This is a genomic window from Achromobacter sp. ISS7 (assembly GCF_056523125.1).
The window spans coordinates 4,458,528-4,482,437 of sequence record NZ_JAWRZD010000001.1 but is presented as its reverse complement, the minus strand read 5'-3'; the positions used below and the strand labels follow the sequence as shown (position 1 = coordinate 4,482,437).

Sequence of the window (23,910 nt, the reverse complement as noted above, 5' to 3'; positions counted from 1 at the left end):
CCATGTCCCGCTATGAAACGCTGCTCGAAGACTACGCGCGCCTTGCCGGCCTGTCGCCGGTCGAGGATTTCCTGGCCAACCAGGAACTGGTCATCGCCGACATCGTGGTCGGCCTGTCCGTCGAAGGCGATGCCGACGCCGGTGACATCGCCTTCTTCGCCACGCTGGGACGGCCGGCTCCGCAGGTCGCGCGCGACAGGCTGCTGCAGCTGATGCTCGAAGCCAACGCCCTGTGGGTGGGCACGGGGGGCTGCACGCTCGGCCTGCAGGCGGGCACCGGGGTCGTGGTGCTGTGCGCCCGTGCGCCGCTGGCCCTGTGCGACGCGCCGGCGCTGGCCGTCGCGCTGGATGCCTTTGCCGATGTCGGGCTGCTGTGGCGCGACGTGGTGCAGGGCCGCGTCACGCCTGAACTGCCGCAACTGGCCGCCTGACCGGGAGCGCCGCCATGTTCATCAATCCCAATGCCGGCCGCGTGGTCGGTGGCGAGCTGCCCCCTGCGCAGGACAACGCGACCGGCCAGACCGCCGGGACGCAGGCGTCGCCCCAACCCGGCCAGGGCGGGCTGCAGGGCACGATGGTGGCCGTCGGCGAAGGCGGCACCACCGCGTTGCGCGAGGACGCGGCGCAGACCCGGGGCTGGTTCAGCGGCGCGCTGTCGGCCTTCTGGGAGGCCGCCGAGGCGTTCACCTTTGCCATGCACGGCGACCCCGTCGATGACGACGCCGAGGTGCGCGCCGACGGCGGCGCCGATGACGAGGTCCGCACCGACACCGACGACGATGACACGCTGACCGAAGTGGATGACGGCGAAGACGAGTTCTTCGATTGCGACGACGATGGCATCGCGGCCTACAACGCCCGCCAGCTGGAACGGCAGGCGCTGCCCGACGGGCCGGTCGGATCGGCGGGGCCATCTTCGCTGGACGATGTGGAGATCCTGCCGCTGTCCGCGCTGCTGGGAGACATCGGCGATCCGGGCCTGAATGTCGAGACCGGATCCACGCCGGCCCGCGAGGCCGTCGCGCAGCAGACGCAACAGCAGCAGGACGGCATCCTGAGCCGCATGATGGCCCTGGGCGGCAACGCGCTCGGCGCGGTAACCTCGACCGTGGCCAGCACCGTGTCGACGGTGGCGAGCACGGTCCGCGCCTATCTGCCGGGCGGCGGCACGCCGGTGGCCGAAGGCGCCGGCGTCGCGCCCAGCCAGACCGTCTCCGAGCGCAACCTGGCGCGCGCCGGCGAGGTCGCCGGCAAGATCGACCTGGAGATGGCCAAGCTCAACGAGCAATTGCGCCGCATGGGCGGCGACGCGCTGCGCGTGCCCGATGGCGAGCGGCTGAATGCGCCGACACTGTCGAACTGGGACACGCTGTCGCGTTGGAACCACCAGGTGCGCGGCGCCATGTCGGCCGGGCTGACCACGCTGGGATGGACCACCGCGGCGGTGGCGATCCCGACGGCCACCAGCGTCGTCACGTCGCCGATGGGCTGGACGCCCACCGGCATCGGCCTGAATGCCACGGCCGCGCTCGGCGGCGCCTACCTGGGCCTGACCGCGCTGCGCGACTTCCCCGAACTGGCGACCAATCGGGGGGCGCTCAGCCTGGTCGAAAGCACCCTGCAATCGCTGCAGCCGCAGTTCAAGGAACTGGACAACCTGATCGCGCAGGAACAGTCGCGCCAGACCGCCACCGAGCGCACCCTGCTGGTATCGCTGGAACGCGCGCCGCGCATGGACGCGCTGCAACGCGAACTGGCGCAAGTGGACGAGGCGCTCAAGACCGCGCCATCGGATGCCGCGCAAGGCACCGCCCTGCGCCATCCGGTGGCCTTGGGCGATGGCCAGGCGCGCGCGCAGACGCTGGGCCTGGCGGCGCGGGCCAAGTCGGCGTTCCATTCCTTTTTCGGTTCGATCGCGCGCGGGCTGTCCAGCGTCGGCCGCTTCCTGTCCGACCTGCCCAACGTGCCGGGGCGGCTGCTGGAGCGCCGCGCCGCGGGCAAGAGCGAACTGGCCTACACCCAGGGGGCCGGCCGTGCCGCGCTCGGCCTGCTGGCGTCGCCGCGCGACGGCGGCATCGTGCGTGATGGCGTCGATGTTCGGGTGATGCAGCGCGCCACCGACGCCGGCGCCTCGCAAGGGCTGGCCGACGTGCGCCGCCAGATGCACATCGGTGAGAACCTCACGCAGGCCCTGCGCGCCAATGGCCAGCCGGCCTTCGGCGCCGTCGCGGTGGGCGAAGGCATCCAGCAGGTCGCGGTCACCGCCAACCTGACCACGGCGCGCGCCATGGCCTGGTATTTCGCCGCCGCGGCCGAAGGCGGCAACGGCCAGGATCCGGCCGTCACCCGCAATGCCGACGGCAGCCTGTCGGTGGCCGACCCGGACCGCAAGCTGTACAGCTTCCTGATGCATGCGCCGTCGGCCTATACCGGCGCCATGGCCGGCGACAGCGGCGGAGAACCGGGTCGCCTGACGCTGGATGATCACCGGCGCGGTTTTCCCGAGGGCGCGCGCGGCATGCAGTTCGAGACGGCGCTGGATGCGCGGGGCGGCGCCGAATTGCGCGTCCGCTTCGTCGCCGACCGGGCGCAGCCGGTGTTCAACCCGCTGGCCAACGAGCACGACGTGCTGCTGTCCATGTACCAGGCCCTGCACAGCCCGGCGCAGGCGGGCGAGCGGCAGGCGGATTTCTCCGGCTGGTCGCGCCAGCAGCTGGAGGCGCACCAGTCGTCGCTGCAGGCCTCGTTGCAGCGCGAGGCCAGCCTGATGGCCGGCGACCAGCAGCAGGTGCGCGACCTGCAGGGCTGGCAGAACCCGGCCTTCCTGGCGGGCCGGGCCTAGCGCCTGGCCCCTGGCGCCCGGCGCCGCTCAGCGGATGCCGGCGCGCATGAACGACTGCACGAACTGGCGCTGGAACAGCAGGAAGGCGATCAGCAGGGGCGCGGCCGACATCAGCGTGGCGGCGGTGATTACCGACCAGTCGATGCCCTGGTCGGTCGATGAGAACACCTGCAGGCCGACCGTCAGCGGCCGCGATTCGACCGAGTTGGTGATGATCAGCGGCCACAGGAAGTTGTTCCAGTGGTGGCTGACCGACACCAGCCCGTAGGCCACGTAGATCGGCTTGGCCAGCGGCACGTACACCTTCCACAGCACCTGCAGGGCGTTGGCCCCCTCCATGCGCGCGGCCTCTTCCAGCTCGCGCGGCACCGTCTTGAAGGTCTGGCGCAGCAGGAAGATGCCGAAGGCCGAGGCGAAGTACGGCAGGCCGATGGCGAACACCGTGTCGCGGATGCCCAGCTGGCTCATGGAGCGGTAGTTCTCCACCAGCAGCACGTCCGGCATGATCATCAGCTGCAGCAGCACCAGCATGAAGACGAAGTCGCGGCCGCGGAACTCGAAGCGCGCGAAGGCGTAGCCGGCCAGCGTCGACAGCACCAGCTGCGCCGCCAGCACCATCGTCACCAGCAGGAACGTGTTGGCGAAATAGCGCGGGAACGGCGCGGCCTGCCAGGCCCGCGCGAAGTTGTCGAGCGTGAGCGGCGCGAACAGGTCGAAGCGGGTGGCATAGGCCGGCGGGTGGAACGCCGCCCACACGGCATACGCCAGCGGCAGGATCCACAACAGGCCCAGCGCCCACGCGCCCAGGGTATCGAGCTTGTCTTTCATTGGTAGTGCGTCCTGCGGTCCAGCCAGCGGAACTTGATCAGCGCGGTCAGCGCCAGCACCACCAGCAGCACGACGGTCAGCGTCGCGGCATAGGCGGTGTCCCAGAAACTGAAGCCCACCTGGTAGATGTAGTACAGCAGCAGCGTGCTGGCGTTGTCGGGCCCGCCGCGGGTCATGACCACCACGTGGTCCACCAGACGGAAGGCATTGATCAGCGCGTTGATCAGCACGAACAGCGTGGTCGGCATCAGCAGCGGCCACAGCACGCGCCGGAAGTACTGCCAGCGCGAGGCCCCTTCCAGCATTGCCGCCTCGCGCAGCGACGGCGACACCGTCTGCAACGCGGCCAGGTAGAAGATCATGAAGAAGCCCGACTCCTTCCACACCGTCACCAGCATCAGCGCCGGCAGCGCCGTCTCGCGGTTGCCGAGCCAGTTGGGGCCGGGCGAGCCGAACAGCTGCATCACCTGCGCGATCAGGCCGTACTGCGGGGTGTAGAAGAACAGCCAGATATTGGCCACCGCCACCATCGGCAGCACCGTCGGCGTGAAGTACGCCATGCGCAGGAAACCGCGCCCGCGCAGGTTGCGGTTGACCCACAGCGCCATGACCAGCGCGATGCCGATCGAGGTCGGAATGGTGCCCAGCGCGAACCACAGGTTGTTCCAGAGCGATTGCCAGAACACCGGGTCGTCGCGCATGACGGCGTAGTTGTCCAGCCCGACGAAGCGGGCCGGGCGCGCGCCCTTGGGCGTGGAATAGAAGCTGTGCCAGAGCGTCGCCAGCGCCGGGTAATGCGTGAACGCGGCGAGCAGCACGATGGCTGGCAGCAACAGCAGCCAGCCATAAAGCGCATTCAAAGAGCGGCTCATCGTGCTTGCGGATTTACTTGTAGGAACGCAGTATGCGGTCGGCCTCGCGCTGGGCGTCCGTCAGCGCCTGCTGCGGCGTCTTCGAACCCGTCAGCGCGGCCTGCAGCGCGTCGTTCAGGGTCTTGGTGACGCGCTGGTTCTCGTGGGTCGAGAATTCGGCCACGCTCACCTGCAGCTGGTCGCGCGCCACGGCGGCGGCCGGCACTTCCTGCGCGTACTTCTTCATCTTCTCGGTCTGCCAGGCGGCGGGCGTCACGGCCACGTAGCCGGTGGCGATGCTCCAGTCGGCGGCGCGCTCGGGCGTGGTGGCCCATTGCGCGAACTTGAGCGCGGCCTGCTGCTGTTCCGGCGTGCCGCTCTTGAAGATGTAGAAGTTGCCGCCGCCGGTCGGGCTGCCGCCGCGCTTTTGCTGCGGCATCATCGCCACGCCGAACGGGAAGTCGGCGTTCTTGCGGATGTTGGTCAGGTTGCCGGTGGTGGTCCAGATGATGGCGGCCTTCTTTTCCAGGAAGTCCTTGGGCGTGGTGCCCCAGTCGATGGTGCCGGTGGGCATGACCTTGTGCTTGGCCGACAGGTCGCGCCAGTACTGCGCGGCCTCGACCACGGCGGGCTTGTCCAGGTAGACCTCGTTGCCGGCCTCGTTCATCAGGATCGCGCCGTTGGGCGTGGTCAGGGCCTGGAACAGCCAGTAGGCGAAGGCGCCGCCCGACGGGATCTCGATGCCCCACTGGGTGGTGTTGCCGCTGGCGTCCTGCTTGGTCAGTTTCTTGCCGTACTCGACCAGCTCGGCCCAGGTGGCGGGCGCGCGCTCGGGATCCAGGCCGGCGGCCTTGAACAGATCCTTGTTGTAGTACATCACGATGGTCGAACGCTGGAACGGCACGCCCCAGGTGTGGCCGCCGGTGCGGCTGTTCTGCATGAAGGCGTCGTAGAAGCCGCCCAGCCACTTCTTGTCGGCGTCGCTCTTGGCCAGGCCGTCGATCGGCACGATGGCGTCTTCGTCGATCAGCGTGAACATGTCGGTCGACAGCAGCACGGCCAGTTGCGGCGGCGTGCCGCCCTTGAGCGCGGTCAGCGCCTTGGCGATCGAGTCCTGGTACGAGCCGGCGTAGATCGGCTTGATCTTGATGCCGGGGTTTTCCTTTTCGAAGTCCGTCACCATGTCGTCGACGATCTTGGTGATCGGGCCGCCCACGGCGACCGGGTAGTAGAACTCCACTTCGACGGGCTTTTGCTGCGCCTGCGCGGGCAGCGACAGGCAGGCGGCGGCAAGGCTGGCGGCCAGGGTCTTGAGTACGATGCGTCGCATGATTGCGTTTCCTTTCCTGTGGATTGGGCGTCTTCAGCGCCCGACGGTGTTGATGACCGCCGAATCGGCGGCAAAAAAATGCTGTTGCTCGTGCGGCCACGACAGGCGCAGCGCCTCGCCGGCGCGGGCGCGCAGATGGCCGCCCACGCGCACCGCCACGCCGCCGCTGTCGCCGATGCGGCAGACCACGATGGAATCGGCGCCGAAGTACTCCACGCTTTCCACGGTGGCGGGGAAACCGTCGCCGTCGATGCGGATGTGCTCGGGGCGCACGCCCAGCTTGGCGGCGCCTTCCGGTGCGCCCGCGATGGCCGGGCCATGGGTGCCGGCGATCACGGTGGCGCCCTGCAGCGGCATCAGGTTGATCAGGTTCATGGGCGGCGTGCCGATGAAGCGCGCCGCGAATTCGCTGGCCGGACGGGCGTACAGGCCGTCGGGCGTGTCGTGCTGTTCGATCTGGCCGCCGCGCAGCAGCACCACCTGGTCGGCCATGCTCATGGCCTCGGTCTGGTCGTGCGTGACGTACACCATGGTGATGCCCAGGTCCTGCTGCAAGGCGCGGATCTCGCGCCGCATTTCATGGCGCAACTGTGCGTCCAGGTTGGACAGCGGCTCGTCCATCAGGCACACCGGCGCTTCGGAGATCACCGCGCGGCCCAGCGCCACGCGCTGCTGCTGGCCGCCCGACAGTTGCGACGGCTTGCGGTCCAGCAGGTGGCCCAGGCCCAGCAGCGAGGCGACGCGCTGCAGGCGGCGGTCGTAGTCGCGGGCGGGTTCCTTGCGCACCTTCAGTCCGAACAGGATGTTCTCGCGCACCGACAGGTGCGGAAACAGTGCGTACGACTGGAACACCATGGAAATGCGGCGTTTGGCGGGCGGCAACTGCGTCACGTCGCGGTCGCCGATGCGGATCGTGCCCGAGGTCGGCGTGTCGAGCCCGGCGATCATGCGCAGGGTGGTCGACTTGCCGCAGCCCGAGGGGCCCAGCAGCACGGTGAAGCTGCCGGCCGGCACGGTGAAGCTGACGCCGTGGATCGCGGCCGCGCCACCGTATTGCTTGGTGAGGTTATCCAGAACGATGGATGACATGCTGTCTCGTAGATCTAATTTTCAGATCCGTCTGCGGCGCGTGCGATGAAAACCTTTTCATTGTGCAGCGCAATCATGACGGAGATATGGCAGGGCATAGTGTTTGTAATCGAGATCGGGGCTCAGGCGAAGGGATACGGCCCGGGGTATTCCCCAATCACGGCATGGTGGGTGACCAGCGCGCCGTCGTGCCACCAGTGCAGCTGGTAGCCCGGCGGTTCCATGATGTACTGCAAGGTCGGGCGCGGCCCCAGTTCCAGCGCCAGCTGGTGCGCGGTGCCGGGACAGGTCGAAGCGATGGTGCCGCCGAAACGGCGGAAGATGGTGCGGTGCAGGTGGCCGCACAGCACCCGTTCGACGCGCGGATAGCGCGCCACGATGCGTTCGAGTTCCGGGCCGCCGGCCAGCAGGCCGATGGCGTCCATGTGTTCGATGCCGGTCTGGAACGGCGGATGGTGCATCAGCACCAGCGTCGGCCGGTCGGGCTGCTCGGCCAGGCGCGCGGCCAGCCAGCCCAGGCGCGCCTCGCACAGCTCGCCGTGGCTTTTCATCGGCACCACGGTGTCCAGCGCCAGCAGGCGCAGCGGATACGTCTCGACCGCGTACTGGATGAACGGCCCCTGCCCTTGCAGGTAGGCATGGTCCGGAAAGGCCGCGCGCAATTGCGCGCGATCATCGTGATTGCCCGGCAGCAGGAAATACGGGATTTCAAGCGCGTGCAGTTGTTCGCGCAGCGCCTGGTATTCGTGCGCCTTGCCCAGGTCGGTCAGGTCGCCGGTGATCAGCACGCAGTCCGGTCGCGGCGTCAGGGCGTTCAGGGCGCGCACCGCGGGACCGAGGAAGGCGGCGGGATCGATGATGCCGTAGGCCTTGTCGCCCGGGGTGCGCATGTGCAGGTCGGTGATCTGTGCGATGAGCATGGCGCGTGTCTGTATCGGAATTCGAAAAGGGGAAATCAGCGGCGCACGGGCGCCGCGGTGCCGCCCACGACGATGCAGTGCGGCAGGCGGCTCGATTGCGGCGGTTGGCCGTGGATCTGCGCCAGCAGGTTGGAACAGGCGGCCTGGCCGATGCCGTCGCTGGGCTGCGCCACGGTCGTCAGCGGCGGCGTCAGCAAGGCGCCAAAGCGCATGCCGTCGAAGCCACAGACTGAAATATCGGACGGGACTGACAGGCCCAGGGCCACCAGGTCGGCGATGACCGCCGTGGCCAGCAGGTCGTTCGAGCAGAACAGGGCCGTGGGCGCCTGCTTGCCGCGCAGCGCGCCCTTCAGGGCGTCGGCGTCGCTGCCGGTGTGCGAGCTCATGGCGATGTGCTGGATCGGCTCCAGCCCCAGTTTCTTGGCGCAGGTGCGGGCGCCGGCCAGGCGGCGGCGCGCGCGGTCCGACGCGGTCAGCGGGCCGGTCACGAGGGCGATGCGCCGGTGTCCCAGCGCGGCCAGGTGCGAGACCATGTCGATGGCCGCGGCGCGATTGTCGACAGACGCGTAGGGGTGGGCCGCGGACTCGTTGTAGACCAGCACGTAAGGCATGCCGGCGCTGTCCAGATCGTCCAGCGTGGTGCTGCGCGCGGCGTCCGCCACGGTCAGGATCAGGCCGTCGACCAGGTGGTCGATCAGGCCCTGGACCGCCGCCGATTCCACCGCCGGGTCATAGCCGGTGGCGGTCAGCATGACGCTGTAGCCGGACTCGCGGGCGCGCCGTTCCGCGCCTTCGAAGCATTCGGCGAACACGGGATTGGAGAGCGTCGGCAGGATCAGGCCGATGGTGCGGGTGCTGCCGGACCGTAGGCTGCGGCCGACGCGGTTGGGCCGGAAGCCCGCCCGCTTGGCGATGGCGCGGATGTGCGCCAAGGTGTCGGGATGGACGATGTCCGGCTGGTTGAACGCGCGCGAAACCGTCGCGGGCGACACCCCGGCCTTGCGGGCAACCTCGATGATGGAAAAGCGGGGCGAGACGCGCGACGCCATGGCTACATTGCTGTCGGTTTGCTGAAAACGTTTTCATCTTACAAGACAAATATGACCTTTGTATTGCACGGGTTTGCGCTATGCTGTTAACGACGCAACAACACAAAGCCAAGGCGCGGCGCCGCATGAAATCCTGGCGAAAACACGGTGTTTTCAGTGGTTTTCCCAATTGACGCGACGCGCACAATGGCTGGGTTTGTCACAACCGGCCGGCATCATGCCGCCAGCCGGATCGGGATAAACCCCAGGTCAAGGGGACCGGGTGCGGAAGTCAGTACCGTGCATCTCGCACGGCACCGGGATAGAGGAAAGGATCATGTCTACTGCCTTAAACAGACTTGGCGCGCTTGAAGCGGCGCGCAAGCTGCAACGGCGCGAATTGACTGCGGTGCAATTGGTGCGGGCCTGCTTTGCGCGCATCGAACAACGCGAAAACACCATCCATGCCTGGACGGCGCTGCAAAAGCAGGCCGCCCTGGATCACGCGGAAGCCCTCGACCGGGGCGCATTGCGCGGCCCGCTGCACGGCCTGCCGCTGGGCGTGAAAGACCTGTTCGACACCGTCGACCTGCCGACGCGTTACGGTTCACCGATCTACGAACGCCATCACCCCGGACTGGACGCGGCTGCCGTCGCGCTGTGCCGCCATGCCGGCGCCATCGTCATCGGCAAGACCGTCACCACCGAATTCGCCACCTACCAGGCCGGGCCGACGCGCAATCCGCGCAACGAGGCCTACACGCCCGGCGGCTCCTCCAGCGGCTCGGCCGCGGCGGTGGCCGACGACATGGTGCCGTTCGCGCTGGGCTCGCAGACCGCGGGCTCCATCATCCGCCCCGCTTCGTATTGCGGCATCGTCGGCTACAAGCCCACCTTCGGCGCGATTCCGCGGGCCGGCGTGAAGAGCCTGGCCGAATCGCTCGACACCGTGGGCGGTTTCGCCCGCTCGGTGCCGGACGTGGCCCTGTTCGCTTCCGTCCTGATGCGCGATCCGCGCCTGCAGGATCTGAGCTACGACGCCAAGCCGCGCATCGGCATGTACCGCAGCCTGCAGTGGCGCCATGCCCAGTCCGAGACCAAGGAAGCCTTCGCGCAGGCCGCCGCCACGCTGTCGCGCGCCGGCGCCCACGTCGAAGAAGTGCCGCTGCCGCCCGAACACTGCATGCTGGTGCAGCTGCACGCCGACATCATGGCGTTCGAGTCGTCGCAGTCGCTGGCCTATGAAAGGCTGGAGCACGCCGCGCAGCTCAGCCCGAAGATCCAGGCGATCCTCGAGGCCGGCGCGCAGATCACCGCCGAAGAGCACATCAAGAACCTGGCGCGGGCCGCCGAATCGCGCGCCCGCGTGGACGGCTGGTTCGACAAGTACGACGTGCTGCTCGCGCCCGCCGCCAGCGGCGAAGCGCCGTTCGCCGACCTCGGCACGGGCGACCCGCAGTTCTCGCGCGCCTGGACCCTGTTCGGCCTGCCGTGCCTGAACCTGCCCTTCGCCACCGGTCCGCAAGGCCTGCCGGTGGGCCTGCAACTGATCGGCAAGCGCTACGACGACCACCACACCCTGGCGATCGCCGCCTGGATCCACGAGCGGCTGCTGGCCGCGCGCGAACCCGATATCGGCGCCTCCGACATGTGGCCGCGAGGCTGAGCCAGCCCGCCGCGAAAAAAAGAAAGCCCGCCGGATAAAGGCGGGCTTTTTGTTGTGCGGAGCGGCTTCACCGTAAGAAGCGCGCGGGGGACGCGGCGGCGGTAACCGCCACGCCCGCGGCCTGGCGGCGGATCACGCGGCCTCGGCGGCTTCCTGTTCGGTGGCGACGGTGCCGGCGTTGATGTGGCGGTTCACCGCGCTCAGCACGGCCTGGAACGAGGCCGTGACGATGTCGCGGTCGATGCCCACGCCGAAGCCCGTGCTCGAGTCGCCGACGCGCAGTTCCACGTAGGAGGCGGCGCGGGTGTCGGTGCCGGTGCCGATGGCGTGCTCGTGGTAGTCCATGATGCGCACCGGCACGTCCAGCGCGGCCACGAAGGCCGAGATGGCGCCGTCGCCCTTGCCCGTCACGATGCGGCGTTCGCCGTTGTATTCGAGTTCGGCCTCGATGCTGAAGTGCTGGCCTTCGCCGGCCGACGGATTGCCGTCGATGCGATGGCGCACCAGCTTCCACGGGGTCTTCTGCTCGAGGTATTCGCGGTTGAAGATGGTGTGGACGTCGTCGGCCGTGACTTCGCGGCCGGTCTCGTCGGTGACGCGCTGGATGGCGCGGCTGAATTCGATCTGCAGGCGGCGCGGCAACACCAGGCCGTGTTCCTGTTCGAGCAGGTACGACACGCCGCCCTTGCCCGACTGGCTGTTGACGCGGATCACGGCGTCGTAGCTGCGGCCGAGGTCGGCCGGGTCGATCGGCAGGTACGGCACTTCCCAGACGGCGTCGGGCTGCTGCTGCGCGAAGCCCTTCTTGATGGCGTCCTGGTGCGAACCGGAGAAGGCCGTGAAGACCAGGTCGCCGGCGTACGGGTGGCGCGGGTGCACGGGCAACTGGTTGCAGTACTCGGCGCAGCGGCGCACTTCGTCGATGTCCGAGAAGTCCAGGCCCGGGTGCACGCCCTGGGTGTAGAGGTTCAGGGCCAACGTGACCAGGTCGACGTTGCCGGTGCGCTCGCCGCTGCCGAACAGGCAGCCTTCGATGCGGTCGGCGCCGGCCATCACGGCGAATTCGGCGGCGGCCACGGCGGTGCCGCGGTCATTGTGCGGGTGCACGCTCAACACGATGCTGTCGCGGCGCGCCAGGTTCTTGTGCATCCACTCGATCTGGTCGGCGTACATGTTCGGCGTGGTGGCCTCGATGGTGGCGGGCAGGTTCAGCACCATCTTGCAGTCCGGCGTGGGTTGCCATACGTCGGCCACGGCGTTCGAGACTTCCAGCGCGAATTCCGGTTCGGTCGTGCTGAAGACTTCGGGCGAGTACTGGTAGCGCCACTTGGTTTCCGGGTGCTTGGCCACGTGCTGCTTGACCAGGCGCGTGCCGGTCGTGGCGATGTTCTTGATCTCGTCCTTGGTCATGTTGAACACGACCTTGCGGAACGCCGGGGCGCAGGCGTTGTACAAGTGGACGATGGCCTGCTTGGCGCCGGCGGCGGATTCCACCGTGCGGCTGATCAGGTCTTCACGCGACTGGGTCAGCACGATGATGGTGACGTCGTCGGGGATGCGCTTTTCGTCGATGAGCTTGCGCACGAAATCGAAGTCGGTCTGCGAGGCCGACGGGAAACCCACTTCGATTTCCTTGAAGCCGATCTTGACCAGCTGCTCGAAGAAGCGGAGCTTGCGCTCGACGCTCATCGGCTCGATCAGGGCCTGGTTGCCGTCGCGCAGGTCGGTGCTCATCCAGATCGGCGGCTGCGTGATGCGGCGGCTGGGCCAGGTGCGCTCGGAAAAGTCGCGGGCGAACGGCGTGAAGGGGACGTATTTGGTGGCGGGGTTGGCAAGCATCATCACTACACCTCGATCGGTTTCTTGTGAATCCCGGGATCGGTTTCCTCGGCCGGCATGCGGCCGGATGGCGGCCTGGTGCCAGGGTTGGCCGCATTCGCGCGGCGCAAGATTCAGTTTTGAAAAGGGGAAATCGCGTGTGGCAAGCGTGGCTGCCGAGCTACCACGGGGACACTAGGCCCGGCAACCGATCGGTAGGTATAGCGATAGCGCGATGAAGGCGGTACGAGCGCGCAGGCCGGCAACCGGAGCGGCGGAGCGTCCGGTGGCAATCGCGAGGGAGGTGCGTTGAGCGGCCATAGGTTGCTAGTCAAACATACTTTTGCGGACTGCGCAATTGGGAAAGCGATAAAAAGCCGGGGACGGATCAGTCCCCAGCCGAGCATCTCACACGTTATTGCGTCTGCATGTGGCCGTTCTTGACGACCTGGCCCAGGCGCTCGCGCTCGCTCTTGGCGAACTCGATGAAGCTGGCGCGCGAACCGCCGCCCGGCTCGATGCTGCTCTGGCGCAGCGCGTCCTGCACTTCCTTGGTCTGCAGCGATTTCTCGATCGCGGCGTTCATCTTGTCGAGCACGTCGGCGGGCGTGCCGGCGGGCGCGTACAGGCCGGCCCAGTGGCCGATGCGGATGGCGGGGAAGCCCAGCTCGGCGGTGGTGGGGATGTCCGGCGCGCTGGCCATGCGCTTGTCCCAGGTGGTGGCCAGGGCCTTGAGCTTGCCGCTCTGCACCAGCGGCAGCGTGACGATGCTGGCTTCCGAGGTGGCGTCGACCTGCTTGCCGATCACGGCGGTCACGCCTTCCGAGCCGCTCTTGTAGGCGATCGGCTCGACCGGCAGGCCGGTGGCTTCCTTGACCATCTCGGCCACGAAGTGCGGCGTGCTGCCATTGCCGGCGGTCGAGAACGTGATACGGTCGGTCTTGGCCTTCTTGGCGCGTTCGACGAAGTCCTTCAGGTCCTTGGCCGGGTTCGACGGATTGGCGACGATGACCGACGGAGTGATCGACAGCAGCGCGACCGGGGTCAGCTCTTCGTCCTTGTAGGGCTGGTCCGAGCGGATCAGGCTGTTGGTGACGGTACCGTTGCTGCCCACCAGGTAGGTGTAGCCATCGGCCGCGCTGCGCGCGACGTGCGCGGCGCCGACCACGCCACCGGCGCCGGGACGGTTTTCGACGATGACGGGCTGGTTCAGCGTCGTGCCCACCGCCTTGGCGATGATGCGCGCGACCAGGTCGTTGGCGCCGCCGGCGCTGAAGGGCGCGACGAACGTGATGGGCTTGTCGGGCCAGGCGGCGTTGGCCGGGGCGGCGACGAAGGCGGCCGAGCAGGCCAGCAGGAGGCCGGCGGCATACCGGACGGGGGTGCGGAACATGTAAAGCAACTCCAGGGGGCTGGCCGCGCATCCGACCGGTCTCTGCAGTCGGCTTGGTCTGGTTTTGAAGGTGCGCGGCCCGCGGTTGCGCGAGCCTGGAGGGGCAGTATAGGGGAGCCCGGCTGGCAGGGGACTGAAACAACCAGGCCGCCTTGCGGCGGCCTGGATCAGCGGTCTGACGGTGGTGTGCGCTGCTTCAGCGGACCGGGCCGCCGATGCGGGGCTCGACGTAGCGGGGTTCGCGGCTGTCGCGGGCATCGCGGCGGTCGTCGCCACGGCGGCCGTCGTCACGATCGTCGCGCGACGGCTTGGCGGTCGCGCCGTCGAGAATGTCGGCCTGTTCGGCCACCATCGCGATCTTGCCGATGCGGTTGTGGCGGATTTCCGACAGCGAACGGTGCAGGTCGCCGACGGTGAAGGGTTCCTCGCGGGTGCCCCAGGTCCAGCGCAGCACGCCCAGGGACTCCTCCGACAGCTGCGGCGCCAGGTCGGCCAGCACGCCGGTGCCGACCGGGGTGGCGCGGCCGGAAGCCAGGCTGGCCGACAGCCAGGCGCGCAGGATGAAGAAGACGATCAGGGTCCAGATGCCGGCCACGACCCACCAGATGTACGGATTGACCTTCTGCACCATGTCCATGGTGGGTTGGCCCAGCGAATGCAGGAATTCGTAGTTGATGCGCTTGCCGAAATCCAGGATCCAGGAGGCGGCGAGATACCAGACGATCACGGCAACGGCGATCACGATCGCGCGCACGAGAAGTCGGGGAAGTGCCAGTTTGAGCAGGGTCTGGCCGATAAGTCGGCAATCCTGGCGAACGCGTGCGGGCGAAGTCTGATTCATCATGCAAAATATTGTACCTATGACCCGTCCTATTTTAGAACTGCGGCCCGGTCAGCATCTGACGCTGACCCCTCAACTGCAGCAATCCATCCGGTTGCTGCAGCTGTCCACGCTCGACCTCGAGGCGGAAATCTCGCAGGTGCTCGCCGACAATCCGTTGTTGGAACGCGACGATGAGCCGTCGTCCGCCGAAACCCAGGCGGAATCCGAGCGCGAATCGTCGGTGCAGGACGACGATCCGGCGCCCGAACGCGAGACCCCGGTGGACGAAATGCCGGGTTCGGGCGGGGTCTACCCCGACGACGATTCCAGCCTGCCCGAGGCGGCCCGCCCCGACACCCTGCGCGAGCACCTGCTGGGCCAGCTGGTGCTGACGCGCGCGGCGCCGCGCGATGCCGCCCTGGCGGCGCTGCTGATCGACGAACTGGACGAGAACGGCTACCTGGGGTCGCCGCTGGAGGAGATCCTGAGCTGGCTGCCCGCCGAGATGGAGCCGGACCTGGATGAACTGCGCGCGGCGCTGTCGCTGCTGCAATCGTTCGATCCGGCCGGCATCGGCGCCCGCGACATGTCCGATTGCCTGTTGTTGCAACTGCGCAACCCGGACCTGACGCGCCTGCCCGAAGCCGCCGATCCCAAGGTGCTGGCCTGCGCCCGTCTGATCTGCGGCCAGCACCTGGCGTTGCTGGCCACCGGCAACAACGCCCGCCTGTGCGCGGCGGTCGGCTGTGACGAGGCGACCCTGCGCGCCGCCCATGCCCTGATCCTGCGCCTGGAGCCGCGTCCTGGCCGCGCCTGGACGGTGCCGGCGGCCGATTACGCCGTGCCCGACGTGATCGTGCGCAAGACGCGCCGCGGCTGGCAGGTGACGCTTAACAGCGCCGCCGTGCCGCGCCTGCAGATCAACGGCCTGTACGCGCAGATGCTGGGCAACCAGAAGGAATCGGCCCATGCCGGCCTGCAGGCGCAACTGCAGCAGGCCAAGTGGATGATCCGCAACGTCGAGCAGCGCTTCGACACCATCCTGCGGGTGGCCCAGGCCATCGTCGACCGCCAGACCGCCTTCTTCAGCCAGGGGCCGGCGGCCATGCGGCCGCTCATCCTGAAAGACATCGCGGGCGAACTGGGCTTGCACGAATCGACCATTTCACGGGCCACGACGCAGAAGTACATGCTCACTCCGTTTGGCACGCTGGAGCTCAAGCGCTTCTTCGGGGCGGGGGTGTCGACGGACGGCGGCGACGCCACTTCGGCCACGGCGGTGCAGACCTTCATCCGCCAGATGGTGGCCGAGGAGAACCGGGCCAAGCCACTATCGGACAGCCAGATCATGGAAAAGCTGGCCGATCAGGGCATCGTCATCGCCCGCCGCACGGTCGCGAAGTACCGCGAAGCGCTGCGCATCGCGCCCGCCGCGCTACGCAAGGCGCAAGCCGTGGCGCGGTGAAATAAGGGACGCTTCTTAGGAAAAATGTCCCTTATTTCAATGAGTTAAGCGACAAGGTGGTTGCAAATTATTTACGCTGAGTACTTGTCATTGCACGAATAAATGTCGATAATTATTCTCATGTACATTTGCGTATGTAATGCCATCACCGAACGCCAAGTCCGCGCCAGCGTGGACGCGGGCGCGACGTCGCTTTCCGACCTGCAGTTCGAGCTGGGCGTGGCCACGTGCTGCGGCTGCTGCGCGGCCACCGCCGCCGAATACCTGCCGGGCGGCCGCTGCTCCAGCGTGTGCGATGTGCGCTCGATCGCCGTTCCGGTCAACCCGCCGGCCGCCATGGCCGAACCGGGCGCGGCCGCGGCGAACAGCAGCTATCCGGTCATCCAGGTCGCGGTCGCCTGAGAGGCGCCGTCATCTGCCACGGCTTGCAGGCCCAGCCCTGCAAGCCGTTGTGTTTCCGTTTCACAAAAATCCCTGATCATCCCTGCCAGTTGGCGCACCGGCTCGCGCGCGTTGTCCGCCAGGCATAGCGCCAGTTCGGACGGCGGCACCGGCGGCAGCGCGTCGTCCACCAGCCGATGGCCCGCGGCGATGCAGCGCCGCTCCAGCAAGGCCACCCCCAATCCTCCCGCCAGCGCGGCCTGGATCCCCATCAGGTTGGGGCTCTCGTAGGCGATGCGCCAGCGGCGTCCGGCGCGTTCGAGCGCGTGGATGGCGCGGTTGCGGTAGATGCAGCCCTGCGGAAAGGCCACCAGCGGCACCGGTTCGGTGCTGGCGGGTAGCGCATGCGGGCCGGCGATCCAGTGCAGGTGTTCCGGCCAGCTCGTCAGCGCCGGGCCGGCCCCCGGCTCGCGCTTGAGCAGCGCCAGGTCCAGGTCGCCCCGTTCCAGTCCGCGCGTCAGCGCCACGGTCAGGTCGCAGCGCACCGACAGCCTGACGGCCGGCCGGGCGCGGGCGAACTGCGCCACGATGGCCGTCAGCGTGTCGGCGGCGAAATCGTCGGGGATGCCCAGCCGGATCACCTCCACCCGCTTGCGGCCGCTGACGGCTTCGCGCACTTCGGTGGACAGCGCCAGCATGCGGCGCGCATAGCCCAGCAGGCGCTCGCCGTCCTCGGTCAGGTGGACCTGGCGGCCTTCGCGCACGAACAGCGAGCATTCGAGGGTCTCTTCCAGCTTGCGGATCTGCTGGCTGACGGTGGACTGGCTGCGGTGCACCCGTTCGCCGGCGCGGGTGAACCCGCCCGCGTCGACGACGGAGACGAAGCTGTGCAAGAGATCGAGATCGAGCATGGGAGGCGCCTTTGCATCGGTTTTTCAAATACTTTTGATCCAAATAAAGCGTTTGTCAATGGATGGGGCCGCGCCCAGAATGGGCTCCTCTTCCTTTGCCGGACCTGCTGCCATGAAGGCGTCATCGACTTTGCCCGCCACCGCCCTGCCTGCCGACGCGCCGATGGGAGTGGCCTGGACGCCCATCGCGGCGTTCTGTTTCCTGTGGAGTTCGGCGTTCGCGGCAGCCAAGATCGCGGTGCGCGACTGCCCGCCGCTGACCCTGCTGACGATTCGGTTCCTGATCGCCGGCGCGCTGATGCTCGGCGTGGCCGCGGCCAGTGGCCGTTGGCAACGGCCCAGCGGCCGCGACCTGGCGTCGCTGGTGCTGCTGGGCGTATTGAACAACGCGGCCTACCTGGGCCTGAGCTGGAGCGGCATGACCACGGTGTCGTCGGCTTTCACCGCGGTGCTGATCAGCACCAATCCGCTGCTGATCGGCGTACTGGCCGGGCCGGTGCTGGGCGAGCGGCTGGGCTGGCGCAAGATGCTGGGCCTGTGCCTGGGGCTGGCCGGCGTGGCGCTGGTGCTGCGTTCGCGCCTGTCGGGCATGCAGGAGGATCTGCACGGCACCCTGCTGGTGACGGGCGGCCTGGTGGCGCTGGTGGCGGGCACGCTGCTGTACAAGCGCCTCAAGCCGTCGACCGGCTTGTGGATGGCGACCGGCATCCAGTCGCTGGCCGGCGCGGTGGCGCTGATGCCGGTGGCGCTCTTGCACGACAACATCGGCGATGCGCGCATGACGGCCAGCCTGTTCTCGAGCATGGCCTACATGATCGTGGCGGTGTCGATTGGCGGCTACTACCTGTGGTTCATGATCCTGGGCCGCGCCAGCGCGACGGCGGCCAGCGCACTGCATTTCCTGATGCCGCCGCTGGGCCTGCTGTTCGGTTGGCTGGTGCTGCGCGAACAGGTGTCGTGGCTGGATCTGCTGGGCATCGTGCCGATCGCGTTCGGCATCTGGCTGGCGACGCGGCGCGCGCCGTAAAAAAAGATTGGGCGGGCGATCGATGGAATCCGGCGCGAGAGCGGCGCGCCGGCCAGCGCTTTTCGCGGCAAATGGCGGCCGAATATGGCGCGTCATGCGCGCGCAGGCCGCCAAATACCTGTGCCGCGCTGGCAAATCATCAAGCACACATACTCATTCTCATTTGTTTGTCGCTTTCTTGTAGCGCTCGTAAAGCGGTTTACCAAATGCGCGCCAAGGCTAGGCGCGGCCCCGCGGCCGATGTTAGTCTGCCGGGGTTGCGTACTCGCGGCATCGTGCGCTTCTTGTCGCGATGCAGTGCGCGTCGCGCCCGACTGCAAGGAGTCCATTATGAAAGGCGACAAAACCGTCATCCAGTTTCTGAACAAGCAACTGACCAACGAACTGACGGCGATCAACCAGTATTTCCTGCACGCCCGCATGTTGAACCACTGGGGTTTCGACAAGCTGGGCAAGCACGAGTACGAAGAATCCATCGGTGAAATGAAGCATGCCGATCGCCTGATCGCGCGCATCTTCATGCTCGACGGCCTGCCCAACCTGCAGGACCTGCACAAGCTGCTGATCGGCGAAGACGTGCCGGAGCTGCTGGCCTGTGACCTGAAGCTGGAGCAAGGCGCCCAGGCGACCGTCAAGGAAGCCATTGCCTACTGTGAATCGGTGCGCGACTACGTGTCGCGTGATCTGTTCCAGGACATCCTGGACGACACCGAAGAGCACATCGACTACCTGGAAACCCAGATCGACCTGATCGACAAGGTCGGCCTGCAGAACTACCTGCAAAGCCAGATGTCGGTGCCCGACTGATCGATTTTGCCGGCATGAAAATGGCGCCCCGCGGGGCGCCATTTTTTTGTGGCCGCCGCGCGTGGCGCGGACGGTGAATGCGGGGATTTACTGCGGGCGGGCCGGGCATTCGGCCATCGTGCCCCAGGCGCGGTTCGGACCACAGTACTTGTTGCGGGCCGCCCACGAACACGAGGGACGCTCGAAGAAGCCTTGCGTGGCGCACTGCGCCAGTTCGCGCTTGAGCGCGTCCTGCCAGCCAGGCGCGCCGGGCGCGGGCGAGGAGTTGGGCGGCGGTGGTGCCTGCACCATCGGCGTGTTGCCGTAGCCGGCGGCCTGGGTCTGGGTGCCGGGCTGGCCCTGGCCGCCATTGACGGCGGCGCCGGTGCCCGGCGCCTGCAGGTCCAGCGTGCTGACGTCGGAACCGCCTTGCGGCAGCGGCACCTGCGAGGCGGCGGCGATTTCGCGCGCCTGTTCCTGGCTGATGCGTTCGCGCGAGATCTTCACGGCCGGATCGCTGACGGTGTCGAACAGCGACACCGTGTTGATGGCCCATTCGCGGTCGGCGGGCTTGTCGGGCACGCCGAGCGTGCCGTCGATGCGCGGCTGCGGCGGCTGGGCCACGTAGGGACGCCCGTTGGCGTCGAGCACGGGCTGCTGCGACGCGGCCGCATCCTGGCCGGGCGCAGGCGCGGCGGGCGGCGCATGCGCCACCAGCCAATCACCCAGTTGAATGCCGCCCCATGCCGACGCGCCAAGCGCCAGCAGGAGCGTTGCGAATAATAAACGCCAAGACATTGCTACCCTCATCTGCCGTGCGGTACCCGAACGGGTCTACGCCTTGTCTCCGAAGACCTTGCCGCCGTGCTCCCGCATGGCGTGGAATTTCACATCCGGATACAGTTCCTCGGCCACGCGCAACTGCGCGGGGGAACTGATCAAAAACGCCGCCGCATCGACCACATCATAGGCGATATGGGCTGCATTGGCATCCATGAACTTGCGCAGCGCCTTGGGGTTATCAGAAGTAATCCAACGTGCCATTGTGTAGCGCGAAGGCATCATGCGGGCGTCCACGCCGTACTCGGTCTTGAGGCGGTGCGCGACCACTTCGAACTGCAGCTGGCCGACCGCGCCGAGCAGCAGCGAGCCGCCGGCGGCCTCGGGGCGGAACACCTGGATGGCGCCCTCTTCGCCCAGCTGCGTCAGGCCGGTGCGCAACTGCTTGGTGCGCAGCGGGTCCTTCACTTCGACGGCCTGGAACAGTTCCGGCGCGAAGAACGGCAGGCCGGTGAACTGCAGCGTCTCGCCTTCGGTCAGCACGTCGCCCAGTTGCAGCACGCCGTGGTTGGGAATACCGATGACGTCGCCGGCATAGGCCTCGTCCAGCAGCTCGCGGCGTTGCGACAGGAACGACACCACGTTGTTGGGGCGCATTTCCTTGTTGGTGCGCGCGACCTTCAGGCGCATGCCGCGCTCGAAGCGGCCCGAGCTGACGCGCACGAAGGCGACGCGGTCGCGGTGGGCCGGGTCCATGTTGGCCTGCACCTTGAACACGACGCCGGTGAACTTGGGCTCTTCGGGTTGCACTTCGCGTTGCAGCGCGACGCGCGGGCCGGGGGGCGGCGCCTGTTCGACCAGCGCGTCCAGCACTTCCTGCACGCCGAAGTTGTTGATGGCCGAGCCGAAGAACACCGGGGTCTGCTTGCCCGCCAGGAACTGGTCGCGGTCGAACGCCGGCGCGGCTTCGTTGATCAGTTCGATCTCGCCGCTGGCCTGTTCGAAGGCCGAGCCGAAGCGCCGGCCGATCTCGGGATTGGTCAGGCCTTCGATGAAGTCGTCGTTGTCGGAGCGGCGCTCCTGGCCGGGGCGGAACACGCGCATGCGGTCGCGGCGGATGTCGAACACGCCGCCGAAGGCCTTGCCCATGCCCACCGGCCACGAGAACGGCACGGCGTCCATGCCCAGGTGGCCTTCGATTTCCGACAGCAGTTCGAGCGGCTCGCGTACTTCGCGGTCCATCTTGTTGATGAACGTGATGATGGGCGTGTTGCGCGCGCGGCAGACCTGCAGCAGGCGGATGGTCTGCGGTTCGACGCCGTTGGCGGCGTCGATCACCATCAGCGCGGCGTCCACCGCCGTCAGCACGCGGTAGGTGTCTTCCGAGAAGTCCTGGTGGCCCGGGGTGTCGAGCAGGTTGATGACGCAGTCGCGGTATTCCATCTGCATCACCGACGAGGCCACCGAAATGCCGCGCTGCTTTTCGATTTCCATCCAGTCCGACGAGGCGTGGCGCGAGGCCTTGCGCGCCTTCACGCTGCCGGCGATCTGGATCGCGCCTGCGAACAGCAGCAGCTTTTCGGTCAGCGTGGTCTTGCCCGCGTCAGGGTGGGAAATGATGGCGAATGTACGGCGCCGCGCTACTTCTTGTGGGATGTTCATGATCGGAGGATTCAACCTGACGCCGCGGCTTCAGCCCGGCGCGGTCCGGTATCGTGCATCGAAACAAGCGGGGCACGCGCCGTTGCCGGCGCGTGCCCCGCGCGTGGAAATTCAGGAATGGCGGCGGAACGAGGCCAGGAACACGCCGGCCAGGATGAACAGCGAACCGAAGGTGCGGTTCATCCAGCGAATGTGCTTGGCATCGCGCAGCAGGCGCAGCACGCGCGCCGCCAGCAGCGTGTACACGCCCATCGCCACCAGGTCGGTGAACGCCAGCGTGCCGGCCAGCGCCGCGTACTGCGGCGTCAGCGGCAAGGCGGTGTCGACGAACTGCGGCACCACGGCCAGCAGGAACACCGTGCCCTTGGGGTTCATGGTGTTGATCAGGAAACCGCGCATCACCAGTTCGCGGATCGAGGCCTGCTTGGGATCGCCGGCATCGACCGCGACCGGCGCGGCGTCGGTGCGGATCTGGCGCACGCCCAGGTAGATCAGGTAGGCGACGCCCAGGTACTTGACCACGTTGAAGGCCATCTCGGAGGTGGCCAGCACCGCGCCCAGGCCGACCGCGACCACCACGAACTGGAACAGGATGCCCATGATCAGGCCGGCCGTGTTCCAGTAGCCGCGGGCGAAGCCGTACTTCAGTCCGGAGGACATCGCGGAGATGGCCCCCGCGCCGGGCGAGAACGAAATGGCCCAGGAGGCCAGGAAGAACGTCAACCAGGTAGAAAGAGGCATGATGGCGCGGGTCCGTGGGTCGCAGTAACAGGTATGCCGCTGATATTACTTGGAGAGCAGCGCCGCGCGCGGGCCGCCGGCCGGGCGGCCGCCGTTGCCGTTGCCGGCGGGACGGGCGCTGCCTTCGGGACGGCGGTGGTTCTGCTGCGGGCGGGCGTCGCCGCGGCCGGCGTGGGCCGGACGGTCGGACGGCTTGCCATCGCGCTGGCCCTGGCCGCCGCGGTTGTCGCCGCCGGCGCGGGCCGGCGCCGGGGCGCGGCCGCCGTTGGCGCTGCGCGGCGCGGCGTTGGCCGGACGCGAACGGGGCGCGCCGGCATTGCCGCCGCGGCCGCCGTTACGGCCGCCACCGCCACGCGGCTGGCGCGAGTCTTCGTCGCGTTCCTGGCGTTCGAAGGCGGCGGCGCTGGTGGCGGGCGGAGTCCAGTCGGCCACCGGCTTGCGCTCGATGGTCTTCTTGATCAGGCGCTCGATGTCCTTGAGCAGCTTGATTTCGCTGTTGTCCACCAGCGAGACCGCGGCGCCGGTGGCGCCGGCACGGCCGGTGCGGCCGATGCGGTGCACGTAGTCTTCCGGCACGTTGGGCAGTTCGAAGTTCACCACCTGGGGCAGCTGGTCGATGTCCAGGCCGCGGGCGGCGATGTCGGTGGCCACCAGCACCGTCACGGTGCCTTCCTTGAAGCCGGCCAGCGCGCGGGTGCGGGCCGACTGGCTCTTGTTGCCGTGGATCGCGGCGGCGGTCAGGCCGTCCTTGACCAGCTTTTCGGCCAGGCGGTTGGCGCCGTGCTTGGTGCGCGTGAACACCAGCACCTGGTGCCAGCCGCTTTCGCGGATGATGTGGCTGATCAGGTCGCGCTTGTGGTGCTGTTCGACCAGGTGCACCGTCTGGGTGACCAGTTCGGTGGCGGTGTTGCGCGGGGTGACCGAGACTTCGCCCGGGTTGTTCAGCACGCCGCGCGCCAGCGAGCGGATCTCATCCGAGAAGGTGGCCGAGAACAGCAGGTTCTGGCGCTGCTTGGGCAGCAGGGCCAGGATCTTGCGGATGTCGCGGATGAAGCCCATGTCCAGCATGCGGTCGGCTTCGTCCAGCACCAGGATCTCGACGCCGGACAGGTCGACCGTCTTCTGGCCGCAGTGGTCCAGCAGGCGGCCGGGAGTGGCCACCAGGATGTCCAGCGGCTTGCGCAGGGCGGAGATCTGGGGGTTGATGTTGACGCCGCCGAACATCACCATGGACGTCAGCGAGGTGTGCTTGCCGTAGGTCTGCACCGATTCGGCCACCTGCGCGGTCAGTTCGCGCGTGGGGGTCAGGATCAGGCAGCGCGGGCGGCCGGCCTTGCGGGCTTCCGGCTTGCTCTGCATCAGCAGATGCAGGATGGGCAGCGTGAAGCCGGCGGTCTTGCCGGTGCCGGTCTGGGCAGCGGCCAGCAGGTCGCCACCCTTGAGGACCTGCGGAATCGCCTGGGCCTGGATGGGGGTGGGCGCGGTGTAGCCGGTATCGGCAATGGCGCGCAACAGGGAATCGGCCAGCCCGAGGTCGGCGAAAGAAGAAGAGGTAGTCAAAACAACTCC

21 protein-coding genes are annotated in these 23,910 nt (G+C 67.8%); 7 read left to right on the top strand and 14 right to left on the bottom strand.

Annotated elements, in window-relative coordinates:
- The first annotated feature begins 2 nt into the window (after positions 1–2).
- Both AC1HFW_RS20300 and AC1HFW_RS20295 read left to right on the top strand, forming a co-directional pair.
- Positions 3–431 (top strand): CesT family type III secretion system chaperone, encoded by a 429-nt coding sequence (locus tag AC1HFW_RS20300; RefSeq protein WP_479285059.1) that lies wholly within the window; start codon positions 3–5, stop codon positions 429–431.
- 14 nt (positions 432–445) lie between these two features.
- Positions 446–2,842: a hypothetical protein gene (locus tag AC1HFW_RS20295; RefSeq protein WP_479285058.1), complete on the top strand. Its 2,397-nt coding sequence runs from the start codon at positions 446–448 to the stop codon at positions 2,840–2,842.
- 27 nt (positions 2,843–2,869) lie between these two features.
- Here AC1HFW_RS20295 and AC1HFW_RS20290 read toward each other — a convergent pair whose 3' ends face one another.
- The 6 genes from AC1HFW_RS20290 to AC1HFW_RS20265 form a co-directional block, all read right to left on the bottom strand.
- Positions 2,870–3,670 (bottom strand): carbohydrate ABC transporter permease, encoded by an 801-nt coding sequence (locus tag AC1HFW_RS20290; RefSeq protein ID WP_006386977.1) that lies wholly within the window; start codon positions 3,668–3,670, stop codon positions 2,870–2,872.
- The gene (locus AC1HFW_RS20285; protein WP_035359840.1) at positions 3,667–4,542 is read right to left on the bottom strand and encodes a carbohydrate ABC transporter permease; all 876 of its coding nucleotides are present in this window, start codon (positions 4,540–4,542) and stop codon (positions 3,667–3,669) included. The genes AC1HFW_RS20290 and AC1HFW_RS20285 overlap by 4 nt, the downstream gene beginning before the upstream one ends.
- A 13-nt stretch (positions 4,543–4,555) precedes the next feature.
- Positions 4,556–5,851: an ABC transporter substrate-binding protein gene (locus AC1HFW_RS20280; protein WP_479285057.1), complete on the bottom strand. Its 1,296-nt coding sequence runs from the start codon at positions 5,849–5,851 to the stop codon at positions 4,556–4,558.
- 33 nt (positions 5,852–5,884) lie between these two features.
- A complete protein-coding gene (locus AC1HFW_RS20275) occupies positions 5,885–6,940 on the bottom strand; it encodes an ABC transporter ATP-binding protein (protein WP_479285056.1) in 1,056 nt (351 codons plus the stop codon).
- Between the two features lie 122 nt (positions 6,941–7,062).
- Positions 7,063–7,860, bottom strand: coding sequence for a phosphodiesterase (locus tag AC1HFW_RS20270; RefSeq protein WP_241068030.1), 798 nt, complete (start codon positions 7,858–7,860; stop codon positions 7,063–7,065).
- 35 nt (positions 7,861–7,895) lie between these two features.
- The gene (locus AC1HFW_RS20265) at positions 7,896–8,909 is read right to left on the bottom strand and encodes a LacI family DNA-binding transcriptional regulator (protein WP_479285055.1); all 1,014 of its coding nucleotides are present in this window, start codon (positions 8,907–8,909) and stop codon (positions 7,896–7,898) included.
- 316 nt (positions 8,910–9,225) lie between these two features.
- Between AC1HFW_RS20265 and AC1HFW_RS20260 the strand changes: the two genes are divergently transcribed.
- Positions 9,226–10,554: an amidase gene (locus tag AC1HFW_RS20260; RefSeq protein ID WP_479285054.1), complete on the top strand. Its 1,329-nt coding sequence runs from the start codon at positions 9,226–9,228 to the stop codon at positions 10,552–10,554.
- Between the two features lie 132 nt (positions 10,555–10,686).
- Here AC1HFW_RS20260 and leuA read toward each other — a convergent pair whose 3' ends face one another.
- From leuA to AC1HFW_RS20245, 3 genes are all read right to left on the bottom strand, one after another.
- Positions 10,687–12,396 carry a 2-isopropylmalate synthase gene (leuA, locus tag AC1HFW_RS20255; protein WP_006392282.1) on the bottom strand — a complete coding sequence of 570 codons (1,710 nt, stop codon included), beginning with the start codon at positions 12,394–12,396 and terminating at the stop codon, positions 10,687–10,689.
- Between the two features lie 391 nt (positions 12,397–12,787).
- Complete coding sequence (locus tag AC1HFW_RS20250) at positions 12,788–13,765, bottom strand: tripartite tricarboxylate transporter substrate binding protein (protein ID WP_006392283.1); 978 nt, start codon at positions 13,763–13,765, stop codon at positions 12,788–12,790.
- Positions 13,766–13,961: 196 nt separating this feature from the next.
- Entirely contained in the window at positions 13,962–14,609 is a 648-nt protein-coding gene (locus tag AC1HFW_RS20245; RefSeq protein WP_035359844.1) for a hypothetical protein, read from the bottom strand.
- 16 nt (positions 14,610–14,625) lie between these two features.
- Here AC1HFW_RS20245 and rpoN point away from each other — a divergent pair, with 16 nt between their 5' ends.
- Both rpoN and AC1HFW_RS20235 read left to right on the top strand, forming a co-directional pair.
- On the top strand, positions 14,626–16,053 hold the full coding sequence (gene rpoN / locus AC1HFW_RS20240) for an RNA polymerase factor sigma-54 (protein ID WP_479285053.1): 1,428 nt from the start codon (positions 14,626–14,628) through the stop codon (positions 16,051–16,053).
- A 102-nt stretch (positions 16,054–16,155) separates the two neighbouring features.
- Positions 16,156–16,455 carry a (2Fe-2S)-binding protein gene (locus AC1HFW_RS20235; RefSeq protein WP_104021657.1) on the top strand — a complete coding sequence of 100 codons (300 nt, stop codon included), beginning with the start codon at positions 16,156–16,158 and terminating at the stop codon, positions 16,453–16,455.
- On the opposite strand, the gene AC1HFW_RS20230 is transcribed toward AC1HFW_RS20235, so the two are convergent.
- The gene (locus tag AC1HFW_RS20230) at positions 16,425–17,345 is read right to left on the bottom strand and encodes a LysR substrate-binding domain-containing protein (RefSeq protein WP_006392289.1); all 921 of its coding nucleotides are present in this window, start codon (positions 17,343–17,345) and stop codon (positions 16,425–16,427) included. The genes AC1HFW_RS20235 and AC1HFW_RS20230 overlap by 31 nt on opposite strands.
- Before the next feature lie 112 nt (positions 17,346–17,457).
- Between AC1HFW_RS20230 and AC1HFW_RS20225 the strand changes: the two genes are divergently transcribed.
- Positions 17,458–18,372 carry a DMT family transporter gene (locus AC1HFW_RS20225; RefSeq protein WP_479285052.1) on the top strand — a complete coding sequence of 305 codons (915 nt, stop codon included), beginning with the start codon at positions 17,458–17,460 and terminating at the stop codon, positions 18,370–18,372.
- 330 nt (positions 18,373–18,702) lie between these two features.
- Positions 18,703–19,179, top strand: a complete 477-nt coding sequence (gene bfr / locus AC1HFW_RS20220; RefSeq protein ID WP_006386993.1) for a bacterioferritin — start codon at positions 18,703–18,705, stop codon at positions 19,177–19,179.
- 87 nt (positions 19,180–19,266) lie between these two features.
- Here bfr and AC1HFW_RS20215 read toward each other — a convergent pair whose 3' ends face one another.
- From AC1HFW_RS20215 to AC1HFW_RS20200, 4 genes are all read right to left on the bottom strand, one after another.
- On the bottom strand, positions 19,267–19,968 hold the full coding sequence (locus AC1HFW_RS20215) for a hypothetical protein (protein ID WP_192579531.1): 702 nt from the start codon (positions 19,966–19,968) through the stop codon (positions 19,267–19,269).
- A 24-nt stretch (positions 19,969–19,992) separates the two neighbouring features.
- A complete protein-coding gene (locus AC1HFW_RS20210; RefSeq protein ID WP_054433946.1) occupies positions 19,993–21,600 on the bottom strand; it encodes a peptide chain release factor 3 in 1,608 nt (535 codons plus the stop codon).
- Between the two features lie 111 nt (positions 21,601–21,711).
- Entirely contained in the window at positions 21,712–22,341 is a 630-nt protein-coding gene (locus tag AC1HFW_RS20205) for a LysE family translocator (protein ID WP_006386996.1), read from the bottom strand.
- Positions 22,342–22,386: 45 nt separating this feature from the next.
- The gene (locus tag AC1HFW_RS20200) at positions 22,387–23,901 is read right to left on the bottom strand and encodes a DEAD/DEAH box helicase (protein ID WP_162876239.1); all 1,515 of its coding nucleotides are present in this window, start codon (positions 23,899–23,901) and stop codon (positions 22,387–22,389) included.
- Positions 23,902–23,910 lie beyond the last annotated feature (9 nt).